General features: G+C 45.8%; 22 protein-coding genes and 1 pseudogene. 17 read left to right on the plus strand and 6 right to left on the minus strand.

What is annotated here, in order from left to right; translation table 11 throughout:
• Window positions 1-613: 613 nt before the first annotated feature.
• On the minus strand, window positions 614-2,071 hold the full coding sequence (locus NZD86_RS10405) for an FGGY-family carbohydrate kinase (protein ID WP_268046446.1): 1,458 nt from the start codon (window positions 2,069-2,071) through the stop codon (window positions 614-616).
• A gap of 11 nt (window positions 2,072-2,082) precedes the next feature.
• Window positions 2,083-2,748: a class II aldolase/adducin family protein gene (locus NZD86_RS10410; RefSeq protein ID WP_268046447.1), complete on the minus strand. Its 666-nt coding sequence runs from the start codon at window positions 2,746-2,748 to the stop codon at window positions 2,083-2,085.
• 226 nt (window positions 2,749-2,974) lie between these two features.
• Between NZD86_RS10410 and NZD86_RS10415 the strand changes: the two genes are divergently transcribed.
• From NZD86_RS10415 to tal, 13 genes are all read left to right on the plus strand, one after another.
• Complete coding sequence (locus NZD86_RS10415) at window positions 2,975-3,733, plus strand: DeoR/GlpR family DNA-binding transcription regulator (protein ID WP_268046448.1); 759 nt, start codon at window positions 2,975-2,977, stop codon at window positions 3,731-3,733.
• Between the two features lie 209 nt (window positions 3,734-3,942).
• On the plus strand, window positions 3,943-5,361 hold the full coding sequence (locus NZD86_RS10420; protein ID WP_268046449.1) for an ABC transporter substrate-binding protein: 1,419 nt from the start codon (window positions 3,943-3,945) through the stop codon (window positions 5,359-5,361).
• A gap of 79 nt (window positions 5,362-5,440) precedes the next feature.
• Window positions 5,441-6,382: a carbohydrate ABC transporter permease gene (locus NZD86_RS10425; RefSeq protein WP_268046451.1), complete on the plus strand. Its 942-nt coding sequence runs from the start codon at window positions 5,441-5,443 to the stop codon at window positions 6,380-6,382.
• Between the two features lie 16 nt (window positions 6,383-6,398).
• Window positions 6,399-7,211 carry a carbohydrate ABC transporter permease gene (locus NZD86_RS10430; protein WP_268046452.1) on the plus strand — a complete coding sequence of 271 codons (813 nt, stop codon included), beginning with the start codon at window positions 6,399-6,401 and terminating at the stop codon, window positions 7,209-7,211.
• Window positions 7,212-7,221: 10 nt separating this feature from the next.
• The gene (locus NZD86_RS10435; protein ID WP_268046454.1) at window positions 7,222-8,349 is read left to right on the plus strand and encodes an ABC transporter ATP-binding protein; all 1,128 of its coding nucleotides are present in this window, start codon (window positions 7,222-7,224) and stop codon (window positions 8,347-8,349) included.
• The gene (locus tag NZD86_RS10440; RefSeq protein WP_268046455.1) at window positions 8,350-9,435 is read left to right on the plus strand and encodes an ABC transporter ATP-binding protein; all 1,086 of its coding nucleotides are present in this window, start codon (window positions 8,350-8,352) and stop codon (window positions 9,433-9,435) included.
• A gap of 22 nt (window positions 9,436-9,457) precedes the next feature.
• Entirely contained in the window at window positions 9,458-10,534 is a 1,077-nt protein-coding gene (locus NZD86_RS10445; protein WP_268046457.1) for an MDR/zinc-dependent alcohol dehydrogenase-like family protein, read from the plus strand.
• A 56-nt stretch (window positions 10,535-10,590) separates the two neighbouring features.
• Window positions 10,591-11,085, plus strand: a complete 495-nt coding sequence (gene rpiB, locus NZD86_RS10450; RefSeq protein WP_268046458.1) for a ribose 5-phosphate isomerase B — start codon at window positions 10,591-10,593, stop codon at window positions 11,083-11,085.
• A complete protein-coding gene (locus NZD86_RS10455; RefSeq protein WP_268046459.1) occupies window positions 11,048-12,040 on the plus strand; it encodes a dihydroxyacetone kinase subunit DhaK in 993 nt (330 codons plus the stop codon). Before rpiB (NZD86_RS10450) ends, NZD86_RS10455 begins: the two co-directional genes overlap by 38 nt.
• Window positions 12,041-12,051: 11 nt before the next feature.
• Window positions 12,052-12,708, plus strand: coding sequence for a dihydroxyacetone kinase subunit DhaL (dhaL, locus tag NZD86_RS10460; protein WP_268046460.1), 657 nt, complete (start codon window positions 12,052-12,054; stop codon window positions 12,706-12,708).
• Window positions 12,709-12,746: 38 nt separating this feature from the next.
• Window positions 12,747-13,370: a histidine phosphatase family protein gene (locus NZD86_RS10465; protein ID WP_268046461.1), complete on the plus strand. Its 624-nt coding sequence runs from the start codon at window positions 12,747-12,749 to the stop codon at window positions 13,368-13,370.
• Between the two features lie 10 nt (window positions 13,371-13,380).
• Entirely contained in the window at window positions 13,381-14,853 is a 1,473-nt protein-coding gene (locus NZD86_RS10470; protein ID WP_268046462.1) for a rhamnulokinase, read from the plus strand.
• Between the two features lie 7 nt (window positions 14,854-14,860).
• Window positions 14,861-15,967: a transaldolase gene (tal, locus tag NZD86_RS10475; protein ID WP_268046463.1), complete on the plus strand. Its 1,107-nt coding sequence runs from the start codon at window positions 14,861-14,863 to the stop codon at window positions 15,965-15,967.
• A 247-nt stretch (window positions 15,968-16,214) separates the two neighbouring features.
• On the opposite strand, the gene NZD86_RS10480 is transcribed toward tal, so the two are convergent.
• On the minus strand, window positions 16,215-16,973 hold the full coding sequence (locus tag NZD86_RS10480) for a DeoR/GlpR family DNA-binding transcription regulator (protein ID WP_268046464.1): 759 nt from the start codon (window positions 16,971-16,973) through the stop codon (window positions 16,215-16,217).
• Window positions 16,974-17,286: 313 nt separating this feature from the next.
• Between NZD86_RS10480 and rpiB (NZD86_RS10485) the strand changes: the two genes are divergently transcribed.
• From rpiB (NZD86_RS10485) to NZD86_RS10495, 3 genes are all read left to right on the plus strand, one after another.
• Window positions 17,287-17,715, plus strand: coding sequence for a ribose 5-phosphate isomerase B (rpiB, locus tag NZD86_RS10485; protein WP_326492654.1), 429 nt, complete (start codon window positions 17,287-17,289; stop codon window positions 17,713-17,715).
• Between the two features lie 67 nt (window positions 17,716-17,782).
• Window positions 17,783-19,777, plus strand: coding sequence for a transketolase (gene tkt, locus NZD86_RS10490; RefSeq protein ID WP_268046466.1), 1,995 nt, complete (start codon window positions 17,783-17,785; stop codon window positions 19,775-19,777).
• A 58-nt stretch (window positions 19,778-19,835) separates the two neighbouring features.
• Window positions 19,836-21,881, plus strand: coding sequence for a bifunctional aldolase/short-chain dehydrogenase (locus tag NZD86_RS10495; protein WP_268046467.1), 2,046 nt, complete (start codon window positions 19,836-19,838; stop codon window positions 21,879-21,881).
• Window positions 21,882-22,205: 324 nt separating this feature from the next.
• Here NZD86_RS10495 and NZD86_RS10500 read toward each other — a convergent pair whose 3' ends face one another.
• Entirely contained in the window at window positions 22,206-22,397 is a 192-nt protein-coding gene (locus NZD86_RS10500) for a hypothetical protein (protein WP_268046468.1), read from the minus strand.
• A gap of 55 nt (window positions 22,398-22,452) precedes the next feature.
• Here NZD86_RS10500 and NZD86_RS10505 point away from each other — a divergent pair.
• Window positions 22,453-23,684: pseudogene (locus tag NZD86_RS10505) on the plus strand (ISL3 family transposase).
• A gap of 322 nt (window positions 23,685-24,006) precedes the next feature.
• On the opposite strand, the gene NZD86_RS24730 reads toward NZD86_RS10505, so the two are convergent.
• Window positions 24,007-24,390, minus strand: coding sequence for a hypothetical protein (locus tag NZD86_RS24730; RefSeq protein WP_407655227.1), 384 nt, complete (start codon window positions 24,388-24,390; stop codon window positions 24,007-24,009).
• Window positions 24,391-24,505: 115 nt separating this feature from the next.
• On the minus strand, window positions 24,506-25,813 hold the full coding sequence (gene ltrA, locus NZD86_RS10515; protein ID WP_268042903.1) for a group II intron reverse transcriptase/maturase: 1,308 nt from the start codon (window positions 25,811-25,813) through the stop codon (window positions 24,506-24,508).
• Window positions 25,814-26,083 lie beyond the last annotated feature (270 nt).

Consider the following 26,083-nt stretch of genomic DNA (forward strand, 5'->3'; position numbering starts at 1 on the left):
GTTAACAGTTGTGGAAACGCGATTTTAGGAGAAAACTGTCACAGGCAGCCTATCGCTTTTGCTATGGCTTTTCTCGCAATTTCCATGTCTGAATGGAGAGAATATTCGAACTGATAATTGTCGCTGGGTTGATCCGTAACTCAACGACTTTCAGATAGGTAGTTGCCATTGAGGCAATTTGTGTTTTGAATTTGGGGGACGGACAAAATGGCTATTAAAACAAGGAGAACATATGACCGGTACGTTTAGATTGTGCTTTCACTTGACCGAGACAGGAATTTTTTCACAGGACATCGAGTACCTTAAGGGACGGATGAATTAGTTTCAACAAGGCTAGGTTGATTGTAGTAAAGGGTACGACATGGACGGTTCTGGGCTTGACCCATAGTCGATGCTGAATGACGAGGGGAATAGAAATCGTAAAAAACAAAAAGTACTCAGAAAACATTGATCATACTGTGGCATGCTTGTATGGGCACAAAGACATTGGAGTAAGGTCTGCGCGTTAACTGTTTACTCCTGGTTAGTGGATGCGGAAGGTAAGGAAGGGAGAGCCGCCAGAATGTAGTCTGGCGGCGTCCTTGAATGAACCGTTTTCCATGCTTAATTTACCCTAAGATTGAATGTAGCCCCTGTTGATTAATTCATCTTTGAACTTCCCGTACCAGTACTCATACTTCTGAACAAACTCGGACCTTGGAGTAACGAATAAGTCATGGACGACCATTGATGACACAGCTAAGTCTAGACTCGAGTAGACTGTGTTGGAAGCAGCAAGAATGGCTGCGCCCATTGCACCAGAGCTGTTTTTTGTCCGTTTAATAGCGGCATTTAGTACGTCCGCACGGATTTGCAGCCAGGGAACGCTATTCGCGCTGCCTCCCGAAACATGGACAGTTGAAATCAAATTTGAAACTAAAGATGAGATTTTTTCAAAAGATAATTTTTCGATAAAACTGATACCTTCGAGATATCCTGCATATCGGTGCACATCCGATGAGAAGGAGCCTTTGATAAAACCGATCGCATTCGGCTTTAAGAATGGAAAGCGTTCCCCAGCGGATTTGAGGGGGTAAATTAACAAACCCGATGGAGAATGGTGCAGGACATCCTGGTTTAAACCAGGAAGGTCTCCATTGGAAAAGTCTGTCGAAATGGCGATGCCTCCTGTATTGCTAGCAGCGCCGGGCATCCAGTAGCCATTGGGGTGTTTGTGTGAATAAACAAGATGATTGGGATCGGTTGGGCGGGTTAACGTGACGCCTTTAATCACAAGAGTGGTGCCTATCGTAGAATTCCATTCGCCCGGATTCACAGCTCCTGATGCCACTTGAGACGCGCAACCGTCTGTCATGCCCCCGACAACAAGGGTTGATTTCGAAAGACCGACCGTTTGAGCAATGGATTCTCGAATTGACCCAATGACAGTTCCGGACTTTATCACCTTCGGTAATACGTTCGGTTCGATGCCGACAGATTCAAGAAGGGAAAACGGCCATTTGTTCAACACAAGGTCATAACCCATTTTCAGTACATTTGTTTCATCAGAGACAAACTCTCCACTTAAGTAACCGAGGAGATAACTGGTTGGATCCGTCCAAAGGGAAACATCGTTAAGCCACTCGGGCTGCTGGTTCATGTGCCACAGAATCTTTGGCAGGGAATAGGAAGGTGAGAACTGAACGCCTAGGTCAAGCCCCAACTTTTCCATTTGTTGATTTAGTCGAATGGCTTCCTGGGATGATCTTGAATCGCTGTACATCACTGCAGGCGAAAGAGGAGCACCGGTTTTATCTAACGGTACAATGGTTCCAGATGTAGAGGTTGCAGAGATTGCAACAATGTCCTTTGCGTCGACATGTAACTCAGGGAGCCTTGTAACAATGTTTTTGAGACAGGTAGTCATCGCAGTAATCCATTTCTGGGGATCCTGTTCAAACATGCCATGAGCTGCCGTGGTTGAGACACCAGGAAAGTCCTCGCTGTCACTCAGCACCAGTTGCCCGTCGGCAGTATTGACCAAATGTACCCTAGCTCCTTGGGTGCCTACATCAATTCCTAAGACGTACACTGGGTTAGCTCCTAACTCTGAGGTTTTTTCAATAGATTCATTCGATACCGTTCAGACTCTAAGTTTAGAATATCCGAACATTCTTCATCGGTTAAAACCCGGGGGGTTCCCATCTGCAGGGACAAATGATAAATTTCAGCAGCATCCTCGAGAATTTCCATTCTAGAATAGGCTTCTTTCAGTGTGCTGCCTACGGTAATCGCTCCGTGGTTCCGTAGAACGATAGCGTTTCGTTGACCTAACGCCTGATTGGCGGCTATCGCCAAATCATTTGTGGTAGGAAGAATATATTCCAAATAGGAGACATCCCCTACAATCGCGACAAAGTCAGCGAACATCGGCGGAATGTCCCGCCCCGCACTGCTAACAGCGATGCAATGAATAGCATGAGTATGGATGATAGCGTTTACGTCTAACCTTTTCCGGTAAATTTCCAAGTGAAGGTTCACTTCTGAAGACGGCCTCGCACCCGAAAGAATTTCCCCTGTATGAAGGTCAACAGCTACCCAATCTGACGGAGTAATTTCATCCAAAGATGCACCAGAAGGAGAGATGAGGACAGTCTCATTTACTCGAAAGCTGATGTTGCCGCCAGGTCCGGCCACGAGATTTTTTTCGACGATTTTCGTTGAATACTTCGTTAGTTCCGAACGGATATCGTTAGAATCGTGGGTCATCACTTATTGTCTCCTCAAACCAAAGTTTTCACACTTATTTTTCGTTTACTTTTGTTTATTATCAAAATTTATATACTACTCTGTCAAGGGCTAAAAATGAAAACATATTAGAAGATTTTTAGAGCTTTGTAATTTCAATCGAAAGTTCATACTTTCGTTTTTTTGAATAATGTGTGTATTTTAAATAAGAATAAGAACTTAGGATAGGATGATTGGAGACGGGCAAATGGGAAAACTATACTCTGAAGACCGTAGGGGTGCCATTCTGGAATTGCTCAAACAAAATTCGAGAGCATCAGTATCGGATCTCGCACAAAAGTTAGATGTTTCTGAAGTGACGATTCGAACAGATCTCCGAATGTTGGAGCAGAGCAAATTGTTGCACAGAACCCACGGCGGTGCAATTATTTCCGACGAAGAAAGCTTAAGTTTTGCAAATCGTTTAAATATGCATCGAACAGAAAAAAGTCGTATTGCTACAGCGGCGTTTGAGCACATCAAAAATCATGATTCGATTTTATTAGATGCCAGTTCAACCTGTTTGGAATTAGCGAAATTAATTCGACGCTCCGATAAGACTGTGACAATTACTACCTATAGTCTGTTGGCCGCGCAAGAACTGGTTGATAATCCAAAGCTCAATGTCTTTTTGATCGGCGGGGCAATCCGGAATCAAAATAGTGTCGAGGGAGTGTTGGGGGCTAGCTTGTTAGACAGTGTTTATCCGGAAAAGTATTTTTTCTCTGCCCGGGGGATTACGCAAGATGGAGAATTGATGGATTTTGACCTCTATGAATTAGAGTTGAAGAATTTGTTGTTTACTAGAAGTAAAATGCGGTACTGTCTCGTTGACTCCTCAAAGATTAATCGTTCATCGGTGGGGAGGTTTGGTTCATTACAAGAATCAGATTATCTGTTTACGGACAATAGTGCCCCTAAAGAATTTTCATATACTGCGTCGAAATTAAAAATTACGTTTTGTTGACTAGAGTTTAGTTCGCTCTGATGAAGGAACCCACAAAAAAGCACAAAATATAGTTCTTTCGCTTAAGAAAAAGAAATCGTTTTTCGATATCAATCATACTGAAATAAATCGAAAATAAATGTTGACAAAAATAGCATAACGGAACAATAATAAATCTACACATAAGTCGGATAATTTAATTAAACCAGCATTTTAAAGGAGGGTCAAACATGCATTGGAGAAAGGTTAGAGCAACCGCTTTCACAGGTGTTGCAGCTCTAGGTACGGCATCTCTTGTTGTTGGATGTGGCGGTTCAACGGGGGTAGCTCAAGGTTCTTCCTCTAAGCAAGCTACTGGTAGTTTTAATTGGCAAAGAGACAAAGGAACGACGATTAATGTTTTGTTTGACAAACACCCGTATGCCGATGCAATTATTCAGCAACTTCCCCAGTTTGAAAAACAAACTGGTATTACCGTGAAATACACTGAGGTCCCCGAGGACAGCTACTTCGACAAGGTAAGTACAGATCTTAGCACGCACAATGGCAACCCGGATGTCTTTATGACGGGTTCCTATCAGATGTGGGAATACGCGTCAGCGGGGTACATTCAAAAGTTGGATCCATACATTAATAACTCAAGTATCACGAATTCCAATTATGACATTTCCGACTTTATTCCTGGAGTGTTAAATGGTGACAAGTGGGATTTGAAAGCTGGAGATCCGGCAGGAACAGGCAGTCAATGGGCCATCCCTATGGGATTTGAAATGTATGATCTTGAGTACAATAAGCAAGCGTTTGCAAAACTTCACTTATCGCCTCCGAAAACGCTTCAAGAATTGTATCAAGATGCTGTGAAACTCAACGGCTGGAATGGACCTGGGTCCTACGGTATCGCAGTTCGCGGTTCTCGCAGCTGGGCGACAATCCACCCTGGATATATGTCCGCCTACACAAATGCCGGCGCGAAAGACTTCACGATTCAAAATGGAAAGCTAGTCAGCGGTGTTGACTCACCTCAATCTATTCAACTTACCGATTTATGGACAAAGATGATTAAGCAGGCCGGACCGCCGTCCTGGTCGACGTACACGTGGTATCAAGCTTCGGCGGATTTAGGGGCTGGTAAAGCTGCGATGCTCTATGATGCAGACATTGCTGCATTCTTCCAAAACCAAAAAGGTGCATCCAAAGAAGCTGGCAACATTGCTTGGGCTCCGGCTCCTCTGCCAACGGGAGCAACCACACAAGGATCCAATGAATGGATTTGGTCTTTGGCAATGAACAACTATTCAAAGAATAAAGACGCTGCATGGTTATTCATGCAATGGGCTACGGGTAAAGAACACGATACATGGGGAGCTCTAAATGCCGACCTTGTCAACCCGGCTCGTCAGTCTATCTGGAAAATGCCGCAGTTCCAAGCTCGACTGAAGGACAATACAGGGTACTACTCTACATTTGAAGATCAAATTAATAATACGAAAATCGAGTTCACTCCTCAACCGGACTTCTTTGAGACAACAACAGATTGGGCTGCTGAATTGCAAAAAATTGAATCCGGACAGATTTCAGCATCGGCCGGAATGAAAGAGTTAGCGGCAAGTATGAATAAAACTGTTGTGAACGTGAAGGCTGGGCAGTAATTAAACTGTGTGCGCAGGTGAATAGCCTGCGCACCACCCTATCATAGACTCAGTGTGTAAAAGGAAGGACGGCGGGGTGATGAATTCTGCAATGGAACAGAACCTTCAAGTAGCGAAAGACGCACCCATAAGGGCCGCAGATGTAAAGTGGACGCGCAAATATCGCCCTTATTTAGTGCTCGCTCCATCTCTGTTACTGACCATCGGTGTTTTGTATCCATTCTTTATGGCGATTTATTATTCGTTAACCAACTTTTCGTTTAAACAACCTACGTATACCTTTATTGGTTTCGAAAACTATGTAAACATGTTTTCTGACCCGAGTTTTTGGCACGGGACACTTGTGACAACTGAATATGCCATTCTTTCTACAGGTTTTGAGTTGCTCTTAGGTATCGGTATAGCAATGTTGTTGAACATGCAGAATTGGTTCTCTAAAGTTATGCGCATGGTTCTGGTGTTTCCCCTCATGATTGCGCCTGTCATCGCCACATTAATTTGGCAGTTAATGACGAATCCCTCTGTAGGTGTAATCGCTCACTATTTACGGATAATTGGATTAGGTGGGTTTAAGTGGGGAGCCTCTCCTCACTCAGCGTTGTTCTCCGTAGTGATAATCGATGTGTGGGTTTACACTCCATTTGTAATCCTTCTTGTTCTCGCTGGGCTGCAATCGTTACCAAAGTCGCCCTTCGAGGCAGCCGAATTAGACGGCGGTTCGCAGTGGTTTACTTTCAAGAATCTTACACTCCCGCTTCTCATGCCTTTTATAATGATTGCGTTAATCTTCCGGTTGATGCTGTCCACACAGGAGTTCGAAATCATTTTTGCTTTAACAAACGGCGGACCAGGAGACACGCTTATGTCCCTTTCCTTAATGTCCTATAATCAAGGTTTTCTTAACATGAACTTTGGAAGTGCTCTCACATACATGATTTTCTTGTGGGTCATTGTCTATATCGTGAGTCAATTCCTTGTGAATTACTGGATGAAAGCACAAAAGAAAGCTTCAGGAATGTGAGAAGGAGGACATAGCAATGAGGACAGTATGGACTGCGTCGAGGATAGTCCTCTTAGTATTGTACGCTATATTTGCACTGTTCCCAATCCTTTGGATGCTTGTCATTTCATTTAAATCAGACTCGCAAATGTTTAACACGATTTGGATTTTTAAACCGACTCTACAAAACTATAAGCAGGTTCTTGGAGCTTCAGGGTATCTCGGTTTCTTCTTGAACAACATTATCGTGAGTGCTGGGGCAGTTTTACTGTCTATTGTAGTAGGGGTACCGGCTGCTTATGCTCTCGCAAGATTTAATTTTAAAGGTAGAGAGAACCTGGCTTTTACTTTCCTGTCGTTTCAGTTCGCACCTGCGCTGCTGATTGTACTTCCCCTGTTTATTATTTACCAGCAAATCGGTTTGTACGACTCGTACTTCGGGCTGATTTGGGTGTATCAGTTAATCACTCTTCCGCTTCTGATATGGGTACTTCGTGGGTATTTTGAAGATATATCTGTAGAAATTGAATACGCAGCTCAATTGGATGGCTACAGTTGGTGGCGAGTCTTTGTCAAAATGCTCCTTCCGTTGATTGGACCAGGGTTAGTAGCGGCAGGATTACTATCCTTCATCTTCGCGTGGAATAACTTCACTTTCCCTCTAATGCTTGCGAACAACAATGTTGAAACGGTTACAGTCGCTTCTCTTAACTTTATTGCATCTGATACGGTTCATTATGGCCAAATGGCAGCAGCTTCAACCATTTCTGTTCTGCCGGAAATCATCTTAGCACTCTCCATTCAACGTTATCTCGTTCGGGGACTAAGTTTCGGCGCTGTGAAAGGATAGGTGGTTAGACTTGGCAACCATTGAATTGCAACAGGTCACCAAACGGTTTGGGTCTGCAAGTGTTTTGAAAGAAATCGACCTGGAGGTAAATGATCGAGAGTTCTTCGTCCTCTTTGGACCGGCTGGAGCTGGGAAAACCAGTACATTGAATGTCATCGCCGGAATCGAGCCTGTTACATCGGGAAGTATTTCTTTCGACGGAGTAGTGATGAATCAGGCGGAACCCTGGGAACGAAATGTGGCAATGGTTTTTGAAAACTATGCACTGTATCCACATCTCAGCGTCAAGGAAAATATTATGTCCCCGCTGATTGGTCCAAAAATGAAATGGAACAAAGCAGATGCAGAACGAGAGGCGCAACGAATTGCCGATATGTTGGGCATTGGGAAGATGCTGGATAGAAAGCCCTCTCAGTTAAGCAATGGACAGAGACAAAGGATTGCCTTGGGAAGAGTGCTTGTACGTTCGCCGAATGTGTTTTTAATGGATGAACCATTGACGCATCTGGATGCCAAACTGAGGCACGCCATGCGGACAGAGTTAAAGGAAATGCAGCGGAACCTGAATACCACCACCATTTATGTAACTCATGACTATTTAGAAGCGCTTAGCTTGGGGAACCGGATTGCTGTCGTCAATGAAGGCATGATTGAACAGGTTGGCACACCAGAAGAGGTCTACTACTCGCCCGCTACCGAATTTGTCGCACGATCTTTCGGAGAACCTGAGATCAATATTTTAAAAGCGAAGATTAGTAGTGTAGATGGTGTCACAGGGGTCAGCTTGCTAGAACAAGAGTCGCGATTCTATGAAATTCCAGAACATCTGAACGCTGCTGTCAGGAACATCAATCGGGACGTTGTACACGTCGGGATAAGACCCAGACAAGTGCGCATCAGCAAGGATCCAAAGGTCGGAGTACAAGCTACTGTATTTGCCTATGAGCCCATTGGAGCCAAAGCGACGATGACACTTCAGTTGGGCGATACCCTTATCCAGACCATTCAAGCCAGCGATCTCTCAGTACAGCTTGATGATGTGTTCTATGTTGACTATGACACAAGTGATATTTTGATTTTTGACCCTGAAACCGGTCGATTGATAGCTTCCAGCGCTGCAGAAGGTAGGGGATTGTAAGTGGAAAACCTAGTTCTGGAGAAAGTCGATAAGATTTACACGAAAGGTAAACAGAAAGTTCAGGCTGTCAACCAACTCAGTCTTGCAGCAAACAACAATGAGTTTATCGCACTTCTGGGTCCTTCTGGATGTGGAAAATCTACAACTTTGAGAATGATTGCTGGATTAGAGGATATTTCCAACGGGGTCATTTCCATTGCAGGTACAGCGATTAATGAAAAAAGGCCGCGTGACAGAAATGTCGGACTGGCTTTCGAAAACTATGCTCTTTATCCACCACTGACGGTGTATGAGAACATCGCGTTCAATCTTCGTGCCAAGGGTACCCCACAGGCCCAAATTGATGCTGAAGTCAGCAAAATTTCAAAACTAATGAAGATCGAATCGCTTCTTGATTTAAAACCTTCCCGGTTAAGCGGCGGTCAGAAACAGCGAGTCAACATTGCTAGAGCCATCGCAAGGCGACCAAAAGTATTATTGTTGGATGAGCCGCTCTCACATCTTGACGGAAAGATGAGACAGGCTATGCGGACGGAAATCAAGCGGCTTCACCATGAACTTGGTTTTACGAGTCTCATTGTCACGCATGACCAGTCTGAGGCAATGGCGCTAGCGGATCGCATTGCAATCATGAACGATGGTGTGCTGCAACAGTACGGGGCGCCCATGGAGGTATACAGCAAGCCCAATAATCTTTTTGTTGCCGGGTTTATCGGTGAACCAGCCATGAATTTCTTGGATGGCGTAGTCAGTTTTATTGACGGTGACTCCTACTTCATTATCCCGAACAAAAATGTAAAATTCAGAATCCAAAATGGGATAGCAGCCCCCAACCAGGAAGTGGTCGTGGGGATTCGCCCAAATGAAATTCATATCGATTTTGAACAAAACGATGTATTAAGCAAAATTGTCGTCATTGAAGATTTAGTAGAGGAACGTCGAATCACTGTTGATATTGCCTCTACTTCAATCGTGGTTCAAACAGAAGAACGCGTCACTTTGAAAACGGATGACAAGCTTGGTGTAGCTTTCCCCCTAGAGTCTTTGCACATCTTCGAGAAGCAAAGTGGCCAACGTCTAAATTAGAAAACTGATGGAGGGTATAAAAATGACAACTCTACCAAATGAAATGAAAGCAGTCGTATGTTACGCGCCTGGAGATTATCGCTTGGAAACTGTGGAAGTGCCGCGTGCGGGAAAAGGTGAAATCGTCATTAAGGTTGAGGCTTGTGGTATCTGTGCGGGTGACGTTAAGGCTTGGGATGGCGCTGCAAGTTTCTGGGGGTTTGATGGACAGCCGAAATATATTAAGGAACCTATGATTCCGGGTCACGAATTCATCGGAATTGTAGTGGAACTTGGTGAGGATGTAAAGGGTGACTTTGCGATTGGAGACCGGGTCATTTCTGAGCAGATTGTTCCATGCTGGAACTGCCGATTCTGTGAACGTGGAGAGTATTGGATGTGTGAAAAGCACGATCTCTACGGATTTCAGTACAACGTTAATGGTGGAATGGCTGAATACATGAAGTTCCCCATCGAAGGCATCAACCATAAAGTGCCGAATGACCTCCCCCTTGAACAGGCCGTTTTGATTGAACCTTACGCATGTTCGTTGCATGCAGTTAATCGAGCTAATATTCAACTTGGTGACTTTGTCGTTATCTCTGGCTCAGGGACTTTAGGGCTAGGCATGGTAGGTGCTGCAAAACTTCGCGGGCCGGGAACCTTGGTCGTGTTAGATGTTAAAGACGAACGACTCGAGCTTGCTAAAAAGTTTGGGGCCGACATTGTCATGAACCCTAAAGAAGTCGACGTCGTGAGTAAAATCAAAGAGATGACGGGTGGATACGGCTGCGATGTCTATATCGAAGCGAGTGGAGCGTCGGCGAGTGTTATACAAGGTTTGCACGCCATTCGCAAACTAGGCCGATTTGTTGAATTTAGTGTTTTTGGTTCTCCGGTGACCGTAGACTGGAGCATCATCAGTGACCGAAAGGAACTGGATTTACTAGGGTCGCATCTGGGACCGTATTGTTACCCCTACGTTATTAAAGGAATTGCTAAGGGAACGCTCCCGACCGAAGGTGTAGTCACTCACAAACTTCCCTTAGAACAGTTTGCTGAGGGATTTGAAATGATGAAGAAGGGTGAAAAATCCATTAAGGTTCTTCTCATTCCGTAGAAATGTGGCATTAAACTTTCAACAGCACTGGCTATCAACAAGAAGGAGGACTTCACGTGAAAATAGCTATTGGTTGTGACGATGCTGCGTTCTACCTTAAAGAGACAATTAAGGAACACTTAATAGATTTGGGGCACGAACCCGTGGATTTTGGGTGCTACGACCCAGAACCTGTGGATTACCCGGACGTGGCGTACAAAGTCGCAAAAGCAGTCCAGAGAAATGATTATTCTAGAGCGATTTTGATGTGTGGTACGGGAATTGGCGTGGACATTACAGCTAATAAGGTACGGGGTGTTCGCGCTGCTCTTTGCCACGACTGCTATTCTGCGGAACGAGCGAGGAAAAGCAACGCTGCCCAGATTTTGACGATGGGTGCACGTGTGATAGGCCCAGAGTTAGCCAAAAAAGTCGTGACAACTTGGCTTGAAAGCGAGTTTCAAGAAGGCAACTCAGCGCGGAAGGTCTCAAAGATAATGAGCTATGAGGACATTGAATCGGAGGGACAAGACGTTGAAGAAGCTAATCAACAATCCGGAAAAAGTTGTTGAGGACATGTTAGCGGGGTTTCTCCGGGCTCACGCTGATATTCTCAAAAGAAGTGACAGGGATGGGCGGGCAATCGTCCGCAAGAATGTCGAAAGGGGGAAAGTTGGTATTGTGATTGGCGGCGGCTCGGGGCATAAACCAGCCTTTATCGGGTACGTGGGAGACGGGATGGCAGATGGAGTGGCCGTGGGTAATATCTTCGCTTCCCCGTCACCCTATCCCATCTTTGGGGCTATGCAAGATATTGAGCAGGGCAACGGAGTGTTTTTGATTTATGGAAATTACTCTGGGGACTGTATGAACTTTTCAATGGCAGCAGAGCTGGCGGAGATGGAGGGCATTGAAGTCAAACAACTGATTGTCCATGATGACGTAGCATCTGCTCCGAAAGAAGAAGCGGACCGCAGGCGTGGTATTGCAGGAGAGGTGTTTATTTATAAGGTCGCAGGTGCAAAAGCAAAGCAAGGAGCCAGCCTCGAGGAAGTGTACGCTGCGACACATAAAGCCAATGAATGGATTCGTTCGATGGGTGTTGCACTGTCACCTTGCTCTTTGCCTCAGACCGGAAAGCCAAGCTTCACGTTAGGTGTAGACGAAATGGAGATTGGACTCGGTGTTCACGGTGAACCCGGAGTCAGGCGGGGTCCTTTGAGACCCGCTGCCGAGGTGGCAGCAGAGCTCGTCGATTGCATCTGTGCAGACATGGATTATACCGATAGTGATGTAGCGGTTATGGTGAATGGTCATGGCTCTACTTCCTTAATGGAACTGTACATCGTCTACGATGCGGTCGCGAAAGAATTGGAAAGGAGAAACATTCGCATCTATCGATCCTATGTCGGCGAATACATTACATCATTAGAAATGGGCGGATGCTCATTGACGATGTTGAAGCTCGACGACGAGTTAAAAGAACTAATTGATGCTCCCGCTCATACAGCTTGTTTCCATCAATGAGGAGGGTCGACATGGTAACGTCAAATGAGTTAGCCGAATCTTTTAAATATGTTGCACAAGCAATTCATAATCGTCGAGATTATCTTTGTGAGCTCGACTCCCACGCTGGAGACGGCGATCACGGTATTAGTATGGATTTGGGTTGGCAGGCAATCAGCAATGTTGAAAGCGACGGTGTCCCGTGCGCTCAGTATCTCCGGAACTGTGGCAAAGATTTCATCACTGCTGTGGGCGCTTCAATCGGTCCGTTATACGGTACAGCCTTCCTAAGAGCAGCAAAGGCGTGCGACGGGAAGGATCAACTATCGGTTCAGGACGTAATCGAAATGTTTCATGCGGCTGTAGCAGGCATGGGAGAGCGCGGGGGAGCTAAGCTGGGCGATAAAACGTTGCTTGACACTCTATTGCCCGTCGATTCGGCTCTGGCAGATGGAGTTAAACAGAATCTTTCTTTAAACACTCTCTTAGAAAAAGTTGTTTCAGAGGCTGAGAGAGGAATGGAGAGTACAGCAGAACTTGTTTCGCGAATTGGCCGCTCGAGTCGCTTGGGGGAGAGGTCGCGAGGCCAGCTCGACCCCGGGGCGGCTTCTGCTTACGTTGTCATCGAAGCACTTGTCACTTACCTGCTGCCACTCGCTGAGAACGTAGGCAGCATTCAAAGTATTTAGTCTTTTAAGAACAAAAACCCTAGCCTGGGGGCGAGTAAATGAAAGTTTATTTGGTTCGGCACGGCCATGCAACCTTAAACATGGAAGGAGCCGCAGATCGCTTTTGTGGTCGGACGGATGTACCTTTAAGCGAGCGTGGCCGTGCGCAGGCTCGGGAGTTGGGCAAGGTACTCAGAGCGCAAGGCATTTCTAGAATCTATCATTCGGGGCTTCAAAGGTCCATTCAAACCGCCGAGATTATACTAGGTGAATTCTCCGATAATAGGGCAAGAGTGGATTTGTCGCTCGCAGAAGGCATGCAAGAGGTTCCATTTGGGGAGTGGGAGGGCAAAACAAAAGCCGAAGTTCGCTCTTTGGATTCTGTTTTATATGAACAGTGGGAGAAGCAGCCTGCAAGTACGGTAATTCCAGGTGCGCGCCCATTTTTGCCTTTGTATGAAGCAGCAATTGCCTCCTTGTCAGCATTAAAGGGTTTGCATAACCAGGAGAACATTGTTGTCGTAGGGCATAGCACGATTAACCGACTTATCCTTATTGGGTTATTAGGCGCTGACTTAAACAAATATCGCATTATCCGACAAGACAACTGCGCGATTAATGTCTTGGAATTTAAAGAGGGGTCCGCAGTAACTTTAGAAAAAGTGAATTGGACCGCTCTGTAGGGGTGTTCCTATGCTCAAAGTATCTGCGGTTGATTTAGGAGCGAGTAGTGGACGAATTAGTGTTGGAAGCTTTGACGGAGGAAAAATTTCACTCGCGGAGGTATATCGGTTTCCGAACTTCCCCATTAACCTCGGATCTGGAGTTGTTTGGGATTTCCCAAGATTATTTCACGAGGTCAAATTGGGTTTGCGAAAAATGCAACTCGATTATTCCCAATCTATACATAGCATTGGCATTGACACTTGGGGCCTGGACTTCGGTTTAATTGGGGAAAATGGCGAGTTAATAAGCGTCCCGCTCCATCATCGCGATCCACTAAATGAAGAAGGCATGGAACTCGTTGACCGCAAACTTGACCGAAGTACGGTATACCGAAAAACTGGGGTTCAGTTTATGCCTGTCAATACAATCAATCAACTTGCAAGACTGGTAAAGTATCAACCGTACCTTCTCGATGTGAGTAAAAATCTTTTAATGATGCCCGATTTATTCCACTTCTTTTTGACTGGACAGAACTCCTCAGAATACACCATCGCGACGACCACTCAGTTGCTCGACGTTAACCAAAAGTCATGGGACGAGGAATTGCTCGACTGGTTAGGATTGCGGCGCAGTCTCTTTACAGGGGTAGCTCTCCCTGGAACGAATTTAGGTCCGTTACGCAGTGAGGTTCAACGTGAAACCAATCTCCTCACAACTCGAGTAATTTCTGTAGCCACACATGATACTGCCTCCGCCGTGGTAGGAACTCCGCTTGCTTCAAAGAACAGTCTCTTCATTTCATGCGGGTCATGGTCATTAGTGGGGATTGAAATCGAAAATCCGATTGTTAATGAAACAACACTAAGTCTGAATCTAAGCAATGAAGGAGGAGCTTTTGATACCATTCGTCTTTTGAAAAATTCCATGGGCTTATGGCTGCTCCAAGAGGTGAAACGTCAATATGAAGCATTAGGTGACACAGTGGACTTTCCTTCACTTGTAAGTGGAGCGTTTACTGCACCAGCGTTTAAGACGTTTATATTTCCTGATGACCCCGTCTTTTTACCTCCAAACAACATGATTGAACGAATACAGAATTGGTGTGTAACACATTCTTTGCCCAAACCAGAGACGAGATGTGAAATCGTTCGCTGTATTCTCGAGAGTTTAGCTATGAGGTATCGAGAGATTCTAGAAGAAGTTGAGGCTGCTGTTGGTTGCCAAATAGATGTAATTCACATTGTTGGAGGCGGATCCCAAAACGAGCTGCTGTGTCAGTGGACGGCAAATGTCACAGGAAGGCAAGTTGCAGCTGGCCCGAGCGAAGCTACTTCCTTGGGAAACATGGCATTGCAGCTATACGCAAATCGAGAAGTTTCAAACTTAAAGGAGATTAGAGAAGTCATTAATAACTCTTTCCAACGGCACATTTACGAGCCCGCCAACGTTTCTGCCTGGGAAGAGCAATATAGGATTTCGAAAGCGAAAACACAACGATGAGGGAGTGATGATAAACGTGTCTAGTATCCGAGAGTTAACTGCGAGCGGCCAGAGTATTTGGTATGACTATGTGGAAAGAGAATTTGTGAACGACGGAGAACTGACCGCCATTGTAAACCAGGGCGTATCTGGACTGACATCGAATCCAACAATTTTTGAACAGGCGATTTGCAACTCTAAAGCTTACGACAGAGATATACAGTCGTTATTAAGTGAAAATCTTTCCGCGCAGCAAGTTTATGACCGCCTTAGCACGGATGATATTCGGAACGTAGCAAAAATCTTACTGTCGGTTTACGAAAGAACAAACGGAAAAGACGGGTATGTAAGCATTGAAGTATCCCCTCATGTATCGAATGATGCGGAGGTAACGGTTGCCGAAGGGATCCGTTTATCAAAAGTCATTTCTTCCCCCAACCTGATGATCAAGGTTCCGGCGACGCCCGAAGGCTATGAGGCCATCACGAAATTGCTTGCACACGGTATCAGTGTGAACGTCACCTTGATTTTTGGCATGTCCCAATATCGACAGGTTGTTGAAGCATATCTGAATGGCGTTGAACAAGCAATAGACAAGGGAATCGATGTGACTAAGATTGCTTCAGTGGCAAGCTTTTTTGTCAGCCGCGTGGATACCTTGGTAGACAATTGGCTGGACGAGAACAATGCAGGTTCAGAGTTGAAAGGGAAGATTGGAATTGCGAATTCAATGATGGCATATCGATACTTCCAGGAACAATTCAACTCTGAGCGCTTTCAATCGCTTGCCCAGAAAGGTGTTCAAGTACAGCGTTTACTATGGGCTTCCACGAGCACCAAGAACCCTAACTACGATTCACTGCTATATGTGAAAGAACTAGCTCTGCCTGAGACTGTGAATACAGTAGCACCGAAGACGTTCAAAGAGATGCTTCATACAGAATTCAACCTGACAGAGCCCCAGGACATAGCGGTATACGAAGGTTTAATTCGAGCTCTTGAACAAGTCGGGCTGTCAATCGATTTTGTTGCAGAGGAATTATTGCGTCAAGGACTTGTCGGATTCACTCAGTCTTATGACAGGCTGCTTAAGGAAGTAGACAACAAACTAGCATTGCTTTCAGGTGAAAAATGAAAGTCAACTATAAATGAAAAAACATGCGGAATGTTTTACGTTTTAGTGGTTCAATGATGGTTGTCAGTATTGCATGCGGCAACGAATATAACGACAACCACGACAACGTTAGAACGTACAACTACAAAAAAGCCATGTTGCAGTTGTCAAAATTCTTGAACATGGCTTTTCTTATTCAGAAAATATTTTGAGTACTCACCTTGGATGTGCCTTGAGGATGTCCCTTGAAGATGACGAGAAGGCTATTTTAACAGTACTCTATTTTTAGTTCTGGAAAACGTTGCTCAAGGTCCTTAGGTGCATCAGTATCGGTAAAAAGATACTCAGACTCCTTTAAAGACCCAAACCGACCTACGGACGATGAGAATATTTTCGAGGAATCTAAGAGACAGTATCGATACTTGCTTCGATTGAACAGGAAGTTTTTTAGTTCAAGTTCATAGAGATCAAAGTCCATTAGTTCCCCTTCTTCCGTCACTCCGCGGGCAGAAAAGAAGTATTTTTCAGGATAAATGTTATCTAAGATTGATACACCCAATAGTCCCTCAACACTGTTCTGGTTTCGAAGGGCTCCACCAATAAGGAAGACATTTAATTTTGGATTGTCGACTAATTCTTGAGCTGCAAACAAGCTATACGTTGTGACGGTCACATTGATGTCTTCATACCTTAACAACTTGGCAAGTTCTAAGCAGGTAGAACTAGCGTCCAGAAGAATCGAGTCATGATTTTTAATGTGTTTAAAAGCTTCGGCAGCAATCCGGGTCTTTTCTGAACGACGCGTGTTCAGTCGAGTAGTGAAACTTAATGCTTCATCCTCGGGCATAATTGCGCCGCCATGAGTACGAAGTAAAAGATTACTTTTCTCTAGAGCACGCAGGTCAGCACGTATTGTTACTTCGGAAACATTCAGTTTTGCCGCGAGGTCGGAGACCGAAGCCCTTGAGTCAAGCTTCAATTGTTTTAATATCTCTGCACGACGTTCTTCAGTATATAGCTTTTTCACATTCTCTCTCCTTGTAGAGTGCATACTATCTATTTTCGATGGTATTCAAAGGTAAACGAAACCGATATCTAAGACATTCGTAATGATAATTATATCGGATTTTGGCTTTGATGACTATTGAAATTGTATAAAGAGTAATTGAACGGAGTAATTAAGTATTTGTTGAAAGAAAACGAAAGAATTGACAAATTCAATTTAGGAAACGAAAATAAAAGTGTGATAAACGAAAGGTAGAATAGAAACAAGGGTCTATTTTTGAGTTGCATCATTTTATTTCAAATTTATTTCACATTACAAGAGGGAGATGAGAGGAATGCAAATAGCCATTGGATGTGATGAGGCAGGCTACGATTTGAAACAAATTATCATGCAGTATTTGGAATATACAGGACATGAAACAGTTAATCTTGGCTGTTATACCAAGGATGCAGTTGACTATCCGGATGTCGCCTATGATGTTGCTAAGGCAGTTCAACGTAAGCAGTTTGAACGGGCAATCCTCATTTGTGGAACTGGCCTAGGTGTTGCTATTACCGCAAACAAAGTCAAGGGGGTTCGGGCGGCCGTTTGTCACGACACTTACTCTGCGGAACGTGCCCGAAAAAGTAATAATGCACAGGTACTTACCTTCGGTGCACGCGTCATCGGTCCGGAATTGGCGAAGAGCATCGTTGACGTATGGTTGAAGAGTGAATTTCAAGTAAGGTCGAGAGGATATCGCTATATGAGAAATCCGAGTTAACGGACGGAAGAGAAGAGACACCTACTTTACCTTGTAATGCTTGAGAAAAGAGTATGGAGGGTATTCGATGTCTTATTCTAGTCTAGATACACTTGCCATCAATTCGATTCGTACACTTTCGATTGACGCGATTGAGAAGGCCAATTCAGGGCACCCAGGATTACCAATGGGGGCTGCCCCGATGGCGTATGTTTTGTGGACTCGCTTTATGAAATATAACCCTCGAAACCCCAAATGGTTTAACCGAGATCGATTCATCTTGTCCGCTGGACATGGTTCGATGTTGCTGTACAGTTTGCTTCATTTGACGGGATTCGACGTGACTGCGGAAGACCTTAAACAGTTTCGAGAATGGAAATCAAAAACCCCAGGTCATCCTGAATATGGTCATACCCCTGGAGTTGAGGTTACTACGGGTCCACTTGGCCAGGGGCTGGCCACTGCCGTAGGGATGGCCATTGGCGAGAGGTTTCTCGCTTCAAAATTTAACAAACCTCATCTTCCGGTAGTAGATCACTATACGTACGCCTTGGTCGGAGACGGGGATTTGATGGAAGGTGTATCTGCCGAGGCGAGTTCTCTTGCTGGACATCTCGGACTTCATAAGTTGATTGTTCTTTACGACTCGAATGATATCTCACTTGATGGGCCTACATCTTGGTGCTTTACAGAAGATGTGCAAAAGAGATACGAGGCTTATGGGTGGAATGTGATTCGGGTGGATGATGGCAACAATCTCGAAATGATTGACAGAGCCTTACAAATGGCACATGCCTCACAAGACAAACCGACGCTCATCGAAGTTAAAACAATTATTGGGTATGGTTCTCCAGGAAAACAAGGTACAGCGGAGGCTCATGGCTCCCCGCTCGGCCCCGAGGAGGCAGTGAAAGCAAAACGCGAGTATGAATGGTCTCATGAGCCGTTTGTCGTTCCTAAAGAGGTTACAGAGTACGTCAGTGAAGTAGTGGAAACAGGGCAGCGGCGTGAGCGCGAGTGGGAGAATATGTTGAACCGTTTTTCTTGGGAATTCCCAGCCGAAGCAAAAGACTTCAAATACGCTTGCTCAGGCAGCATCGACTTGGAGTTCGAGGGGATTTTTCCCAAATTCTCAGGTCATGTGGCAACTCGTGATGCTTTCGGTAAAATCATCAATTCGATTGCTCCCTACCTTACGACACTCCTCGGTGGTTCCGCTGACCTCTCTGGATCCAATAAGACAATCCTAGGAGAACGACCACATTTTTCGATGTCTGATTATTCTGGCTCAAATGTTTTTTATGGCGTTCGTGAGCATGCAATGGGTGCCATTTTAAATGGTCTAAGTCTCCATGGAGCCATTGTTCCATTTGGCGGAACGTTTCTCGTGTTTTGCGATTACCTACGTCCTGCAATTCGCTTAGCAGCGTTGATGAAACAGCCCGTTTTGTACGTGTTTACGCATGACAGCATAGCTGTGGGGGAAGATGGACCGACTCACCAACCGATTGAACAGTTAGCTTCATTGCGGGCTATCCCAGGGCTTGTAGTGTTTCGTCCAGCTGACGCATATGAAACAGGGTTAGCTGTAAGGTATGCTCTCGAGCGTCGAACCGAACCAGTGGCATTAGCGCTGACTCGACAGCAGTTGCCTACTTTACCGGAACTCGCAAAATATCAGAACGAGTTTAGCCGGGGTGGATACGTAGTATATCAGTCCGGGAATGGCATGGATATCGCGTTACTCGCTACTGGTTCAGAGGTTTCTCTGGCCTTAGAAGCCGCCAAGAAGGTAGCCATGCAGGGTTTAGGGGTTCGAGTAATTAATATCACCTCGATGGAATTGTTTGAGAGGCAGACTTTAGAATATCGAGAACATGTATTACCTGCATCAATCGCCCGCCGACTGGCAATCGAAATGGCGCATCCAATGCCTTGGTACCAGTACGTAGGTCGAAACGGAGAAGTTTTAGGGATAGATGAATTTGGCGCCTCCGGACCGGGAGAGAGGATTGTAGCTGAGTATGGATTTACCGTCGACAACGTCCTGCAAAGAATAAATGCAATCTTGAGTAGAGAGTAGCCCTCACGAAATTCTAAAAAAACTTTAGAACCGCTCAATCGGTTAAAGGAGGAGAAGTATGAAACGAACTGGGGAAGAAGACGCTCTTAAGGAACTAGTAAAAAGGTCAAACCTGATTGGTTCAGATAGAAGTGTCTGTAACTGGGGTGGCGGTAATACATCAACCAAGACCCAAACCATTGACCACCTTGGGCGAGAAATTGACGTGCTCTGGGTAAAGAGCAGCGGCTCTGACTTGGCAGAAGCGACAAACGAGAACTTCACAGCTTTAAGACTTCAGGAGATTTTACCCCTTCTTGAGCGCGACGTGATGACGGATGATGAAATGGTGGCGTATCTGGCGAATTGCATGGTCGATGCGAAACATCCCCGCTCATCCATCGAAACCCTGCTTCATGCGTTTCTTCCGTTCACACATGTGGACCATACACATCCTGACAGCATCATCTCTTTGTGTTGCAGTGAAAACGGACGCACTTTAGCACGCGACATGTTTGGTGACAGAGCCGTTTGGGTACCGTATATTCGTCCTGGATTCGAGCTGTCCAAGACAATCGGCATCGCTGTCCGCAATAATCCCCAATGTGAAATGGTCCTTATGGAGAAGCATGGGTTGATTACATGGGGGAACACCTCTGAGGAGTGCTACGCAAATACAATTCGCATCATCGAAGAGGCAGCGACACACATCGAAGCCCGAATAGATGAAAATTCAGTGTTTGGGGGAGTCAAGTATCCAACTTTACCTGTTACTGAAAGAGAAGATATAGCTTCTGAAATACTGCCCGTCGTTCGAGGCTTAGTTTCTGAACTGAATGATGCTATCTTGACCTATGACGCCAGCGACGATTTTCTCCAGTTTGTCAACAGTGCAGATGCGTTGGAGTTATCCCAAGTAGGAGCCGCTTGCCCTGATCACCTCGTCCATACCAAGAGAACACCCCTATACATTCAATGGGATCCATCGACAAAAGATGTTCCATTGCTCAAAGAACGCCTTCAGCAAGGCCTTGAGAAGTATGTTGAAGACTACCAAAAATATTATGAATCGTACATTCAATTAGATGTACCAATGCACGACCCGTTTCCCCGCATTATCCTCATCCCGGGCATTGGAGTGATTGGAACAGGTAAAAACAAAAAAATGGCCAACGTTGCAGTCGACCTCTATCACCGGGCTGTCGCTGTGATGAAGGGTGCAACGACATTGGGCAACTTTGTTTCTTTAAACGAACAAGAATCCTTTGGTGTTGAATATTGGCCACTCGAGTTGTATAAGCTCTCGATGGCCGCACCAGAAAAAGAACTCGCCCGAAAAGTTGCGTATATTACCGGGGGTGCTGGTGGAATCGGAAGTGCAACTGCGACAAAAATGGCAGCTCAAGGGGCGCACGTAGTCATTGCGGACTTAAACGTGGAATCAGCAGCTAACCTAGCAATGAAGCTTAATGAAGACTATGGCGAAGGCACCGCCGTTGCCGTTTTTCTTGATGTAACCGACGAAAATAAGGTTATTGAATCGTTTAAAAAGGCAGTTTTGAACTTTGGCGGGGTTGATCTTTTCGTCTCTAACGCTGGGTTAGCCAGTTCATCTGCGTTTATCGACACCACTCTAGACGACTGGAACCGCAATATTAATGTGCTTGGAACTGGCTATTTCTTAACAAGCCGTGAGGCCTTTCGAATCATGGTAACGCAGGGCCAGGGTGGGTCTATCATTTTTGTAACATCTAAAAATGCCGTATATGCAGGAAAAAATGCCGCAGCCTATAGCTCAGCTAAGGCGGTGGAGACACACTTAGCTCGTTGTTTGGCAGTTGAAGGAGGCCCGTATGGCATCCGGGTGAATTCAGTACTACCTGATGCGGTTTTACAGGGGTCGAAGATATGGGACACGACATGGCGGAGTGAACGTGCTCGTTCCTATGGAGTTGAGCCCGATCAATTAGAAGAATACTACAGGAAGCGCACCTTACTAGACGTAAACATTTCTCCTCAAGACATTGCTGAAGGAATTCTTTTCTTTGCATCGCCGCGGTCAGCGAAAACCACTGGTTGCATGTTGACCATTGATGGTGGTGTTGCTGCAGCGTTTCCTCGGTAAAAACATTTACGTTAATTAAGGAGAATTGATAAAATAGTAACAACTGAATATGAACCTTCGGGGCAGAGTGAAATTCCCGACCGGCGGTAATGGCTGATTTAACGAGTTGATTCACCGTCTTGAATCAGTCTGAGCCCACGACTCAATTTTGGGAAATCGCCTAAAAAGAAATTTAATAAAAATAAGTTGGAAAATATGATGGAGGTCGTGGTTTTGAAAGGTAACGGGTCGCCTCCACCAACGACTTGCGCTTTCATAGCAACATGTGAAATCGGCCCGGATCATGCTGGCCCATATTTCACTTTATGGGTAGTTACTTGAGTTTTATCTCGTAATAAACTGTGGAATCACAAAACTAATGTGGCTCTTCGCTGGTTGAGATGGGTTGAACAAGTCAATCATGGAGGTATAAAAACCCATTGGCAAACCAGAGTTAGGGTCAATGCCTCCTTGTTGTCGGCTTGACATGACTTGTAGGATGCCAAGTTGGGCATCCGTCAAGAGCTTTCGCGGCATATCCTCCCTTTGGTCGGTATTCCACGCTCTCTTGACGTAACAGGAGGTTATCCAAATGTCCGATCCCGTTCTTGACTTGTTCAATCACTCTATTGGCGTTCAATCTCCCTGGCATGTTACTTCGGTTGAATTCAGCAAAGAGAATAAACGTCTTGACATCACGGTCGACTACAAAGATGGAACCAAGTTCCCATGCCCAAATTGCGGCAGTCAGAACACGGACATCTACGACCGCGACACTCGCTCATGGAGGCACCTCAATCACTTTGAGCACGACACATACATTCACGCCAAAGTGCCTCGAATCTGGTGCCATGATTGCTCGAAGGACAAGGGGGTGTACGGACCATCGAAGTGCCCTGGGCACGCAAACGCGGGCATTTCTCATACGGCTTCGAGGCATTCATCCTTCAACTGGTTCGCGAGATGCCCGTTCTGGCAGTTGCACGTCTAGTCGGGGAACATGATACCCGTATCTGGCGTATCGTTCGCCACTATGTGAATCAGGCTCGCGAATCACAAGACTTCTCAGATGTTCACCACATTGCGGTTGACGAAACCTCTACAGCTCGCGGTCATCACTACGTGACCGTTGTTGCAGATACAGAGCAAAGACGGGTAATCTTCGTCACGCATGGCAAAGACATGAGTACCCTTACGCGATTCGTCGATGATTTCACGCGACATGGCGGCGACCCAGATGAAATCGAAACTGTCTGCTCCGACATGTCTCCAGCATTTATTGCTGGTGTTCACAAATACTTTCCTGACGCTTCACTCACATTTGACAAGTTCCATGTTACGAAAGTAATCGGTGAAGCGGTGGACAAAGTACGCCGTGAAGAACAACGCACACAGCCCATGCTCAAACAATCCAGGTACATTTGGCTGAAGAATGAGCACAATTTGACAAGCAAGCAAAAAGAGCGATTACAGGAGCTTCGGCACTTAAATCTCAAGACGGCAAAGGCATACCAGATGATGCTGACATTCAAAGAGCTTTGGATACAGCCAAAGTCCCTTGCCAAGCCGTTTCTGGACAAGTGGTACTTCTGGGCCACGCATTCGCGGCTCAAACCAATGATTGACGCCGCTAAAACCATTCGCCGCCACCAAACTGGCATACTGTCTTGGTTTGATAGCAGAGTGAATAATGCCCTGATTGAAAGTATGAACAGTCTCATCCAAGCCATGAAACGAAGAGCGAAGGGTTATCGCAACGTCGAGAACTATATCTCTATGATTTACCTGTTGCTAGGCAAGTTGTCCTTCGCTTTACCCACCTAAAACAGCGAGGAGGCACTAATGTAACCTGTAACAAACAGTAGTATCCTGTGACAAAACACATGTATCAAGGGTGCAACTGTAAAATTCCCATCTTCGGTGGAGTGAAAAATATGGAGCAACAGACGCTTGCAGCGGGGCGAAGAAGGTATACGAGTACACAGGATCACTAGCTTTGCATTAAATCGAATAGGATTTGTCAAGCCAGTGATTTGGGGGCAATATGACAACACTGAACATTTTGATTTCTTCTTTTTCTGCTCTGAGGTCTAAAAGGTCAGTGTCCCTATATCAGGTAGTCTCGATATCCATAATTAGGAATTTGTTATGCTATCGGGTCATATGTAGTCGTCTCAAGATGCTCTGTCTCACCGGTCACGTACTGTTGGAGTGTCTCTGTAAAAATTCGTTCCGTCGGCCATCGTCGTCTACCCTTGGACTTTCGGCTTGGTTGCTTGTACAGCGCTCTTACAAAGTCGTTAAACTTCTTGTCCCAGTAAAGCCGTACACATTTGTAGACATCAAGCAACTTGCCTCTATGCGCCACTTTTAGCTGCATGAGCACCAAAAGGCAGTACGTCACGAGCGCTATCCAAAGTTGGTTATACACAGCCGTTTCGCTTCTACCGTAGAGCCGTTTGAGAACCAGGTGTTGCTTGATCCATTTGAAGAACAATTGTCGGGTAAAAGACTGGCGCGGTACCGCCATGCGACCCGTTTCCAGCCCCTCCCCATAAGAACTGCTCGTGAGGTTTTCCCTCAAGCAGCTCACCCCATAAACTTTGTCAAAAGGGTTATGAGACCTATCGTGATTACGGACACTTTCATCGAAACCCGTCTACGCTTTTGAGGGGATGGACTTTCCAGTCCCAGTAAAGCCCCAACACGCCGTACAGATATTCGTTACTCCATCTCCGCCACCCGATGCTACGCTTTCGTCTTCGTTTCCTTCTTGACAGCAGGGTTCGGATTTTCATCTCTGTATAGTCACGGATTTCTCCAAATGCGCGGCTCGAGTTGCCGACCCGAAAATAGTTCACCCATCCAGTCAGTATGGCATTAACTTGTTTCACAACGTCTTTTGCCGGTTTCGCGCCCCCGTTTTGAATTATTTCGCGGATTCTCGCTTTTATCGCCTGTCGGGCTTTCTTCTTCGGTGTCATCAGGATGAAATATCCAGTCCTGCTCCGATTCTGTACTCGTCTGAAATCAAATCCTAGGAAAGAAAATGATTCACCTTTTAGGACGTTGACCATTCGAGTCTTTTCCAGGTTCAGTTCAACCCCCAAGGGTTCCAAATATTCTCGCAGTCGCCGCAACGCTAGCTTGTCCCATCCACGTTTACTGGAGTGGCCACTTACAGTGACAATCATGTCGTCGGCAAATCGGTGGTAATTCACTGCTTCGTAACTACCTTCCGCTGTTTTCCGCCGGATAGCATCAAATGCCCAGTCAACCTCATTCAGGTAGATATTTGCAGCGAGCGGAGAAAACGGTCCGCCTTGCGGAACGCCGATTTTCCCAGCTACCTTAATCACCTGTTTTACAAGGCGCATCACCTGTGGGTCTTGGACACGTTTCGCAATCTTCTCCAGCAGTAAATTGTGCCTTATCGTATCGAAGTAGCGAGACAAATCTACGTCAATCACTGTTGTCATACGTCGCAGTATACTACGTCGCACATTTGCCAGTGCTTGATGCGGGGAGCGCTTCGGTCGAAATCCGTACGAGTTTGGACAGAAATCGGCCTCGAAAATCGCCTCCAGTATCAGTTTTAACGCCCCTTGTACCACGCGGTCCCGGATACACGGAATCTGCAGGGTACGCATTTTCCCATTCGCCTTCGGGATTTCCACTTTACGATTGGCTTGCGGTTGGTAAGTTCCAGCCTGCAGCTCTGCTCGAATGTCTTCTAGGAACGCTCGGACGCCCGATTGCTCTACATCTGCGAAGCTTTGTCCGTCGATGCCTGGGGCTCCGCCGTTTTTCTTCGCATGTTGATACGCTTCGTAGAGGGTCGTCATGTTGGTGATGTGGGTGAATAATCCCCAGAATCGATGCGTAGGTTCAGACTTCGCCTTTTGATATATCCGCCGCCTTAGTTCCTGCAAACTGATGGATGTTTTTATCATGACATCCTTGCCTCCCTCGGTCGTACGGAATGTTTACAGGTTCGGACCCTTCCCTCCTCGCGTGTTTTACTGCACGCGAATCCACGGTACTACGATCCGTTCCGCCACCCTGACGCCTACCGCGCCCATTTCCCGATCACGGTTATAGGGGCGGCCTCCTCGATGAGATTTCTTCAACGGGCGTCGAGGGCTTCTCCAGTTTCCACAGCAACTTTCCCTCCATGTCGCCGCTGATACCCCGCCGGTGAGAACCACCGTTTCAGACTCATT

Origin of the sequence: Alicyclobacillus dauci (assembly GCF_026651605.1) — a bacterium.
Classification (GTDB): domain Bacteria; phylum Bacillota; class Bacilli; order Alicyclobacillales; family Alicyclobacillaceae; genus Alicyclobacillus; species Alicyclobacillus dauci.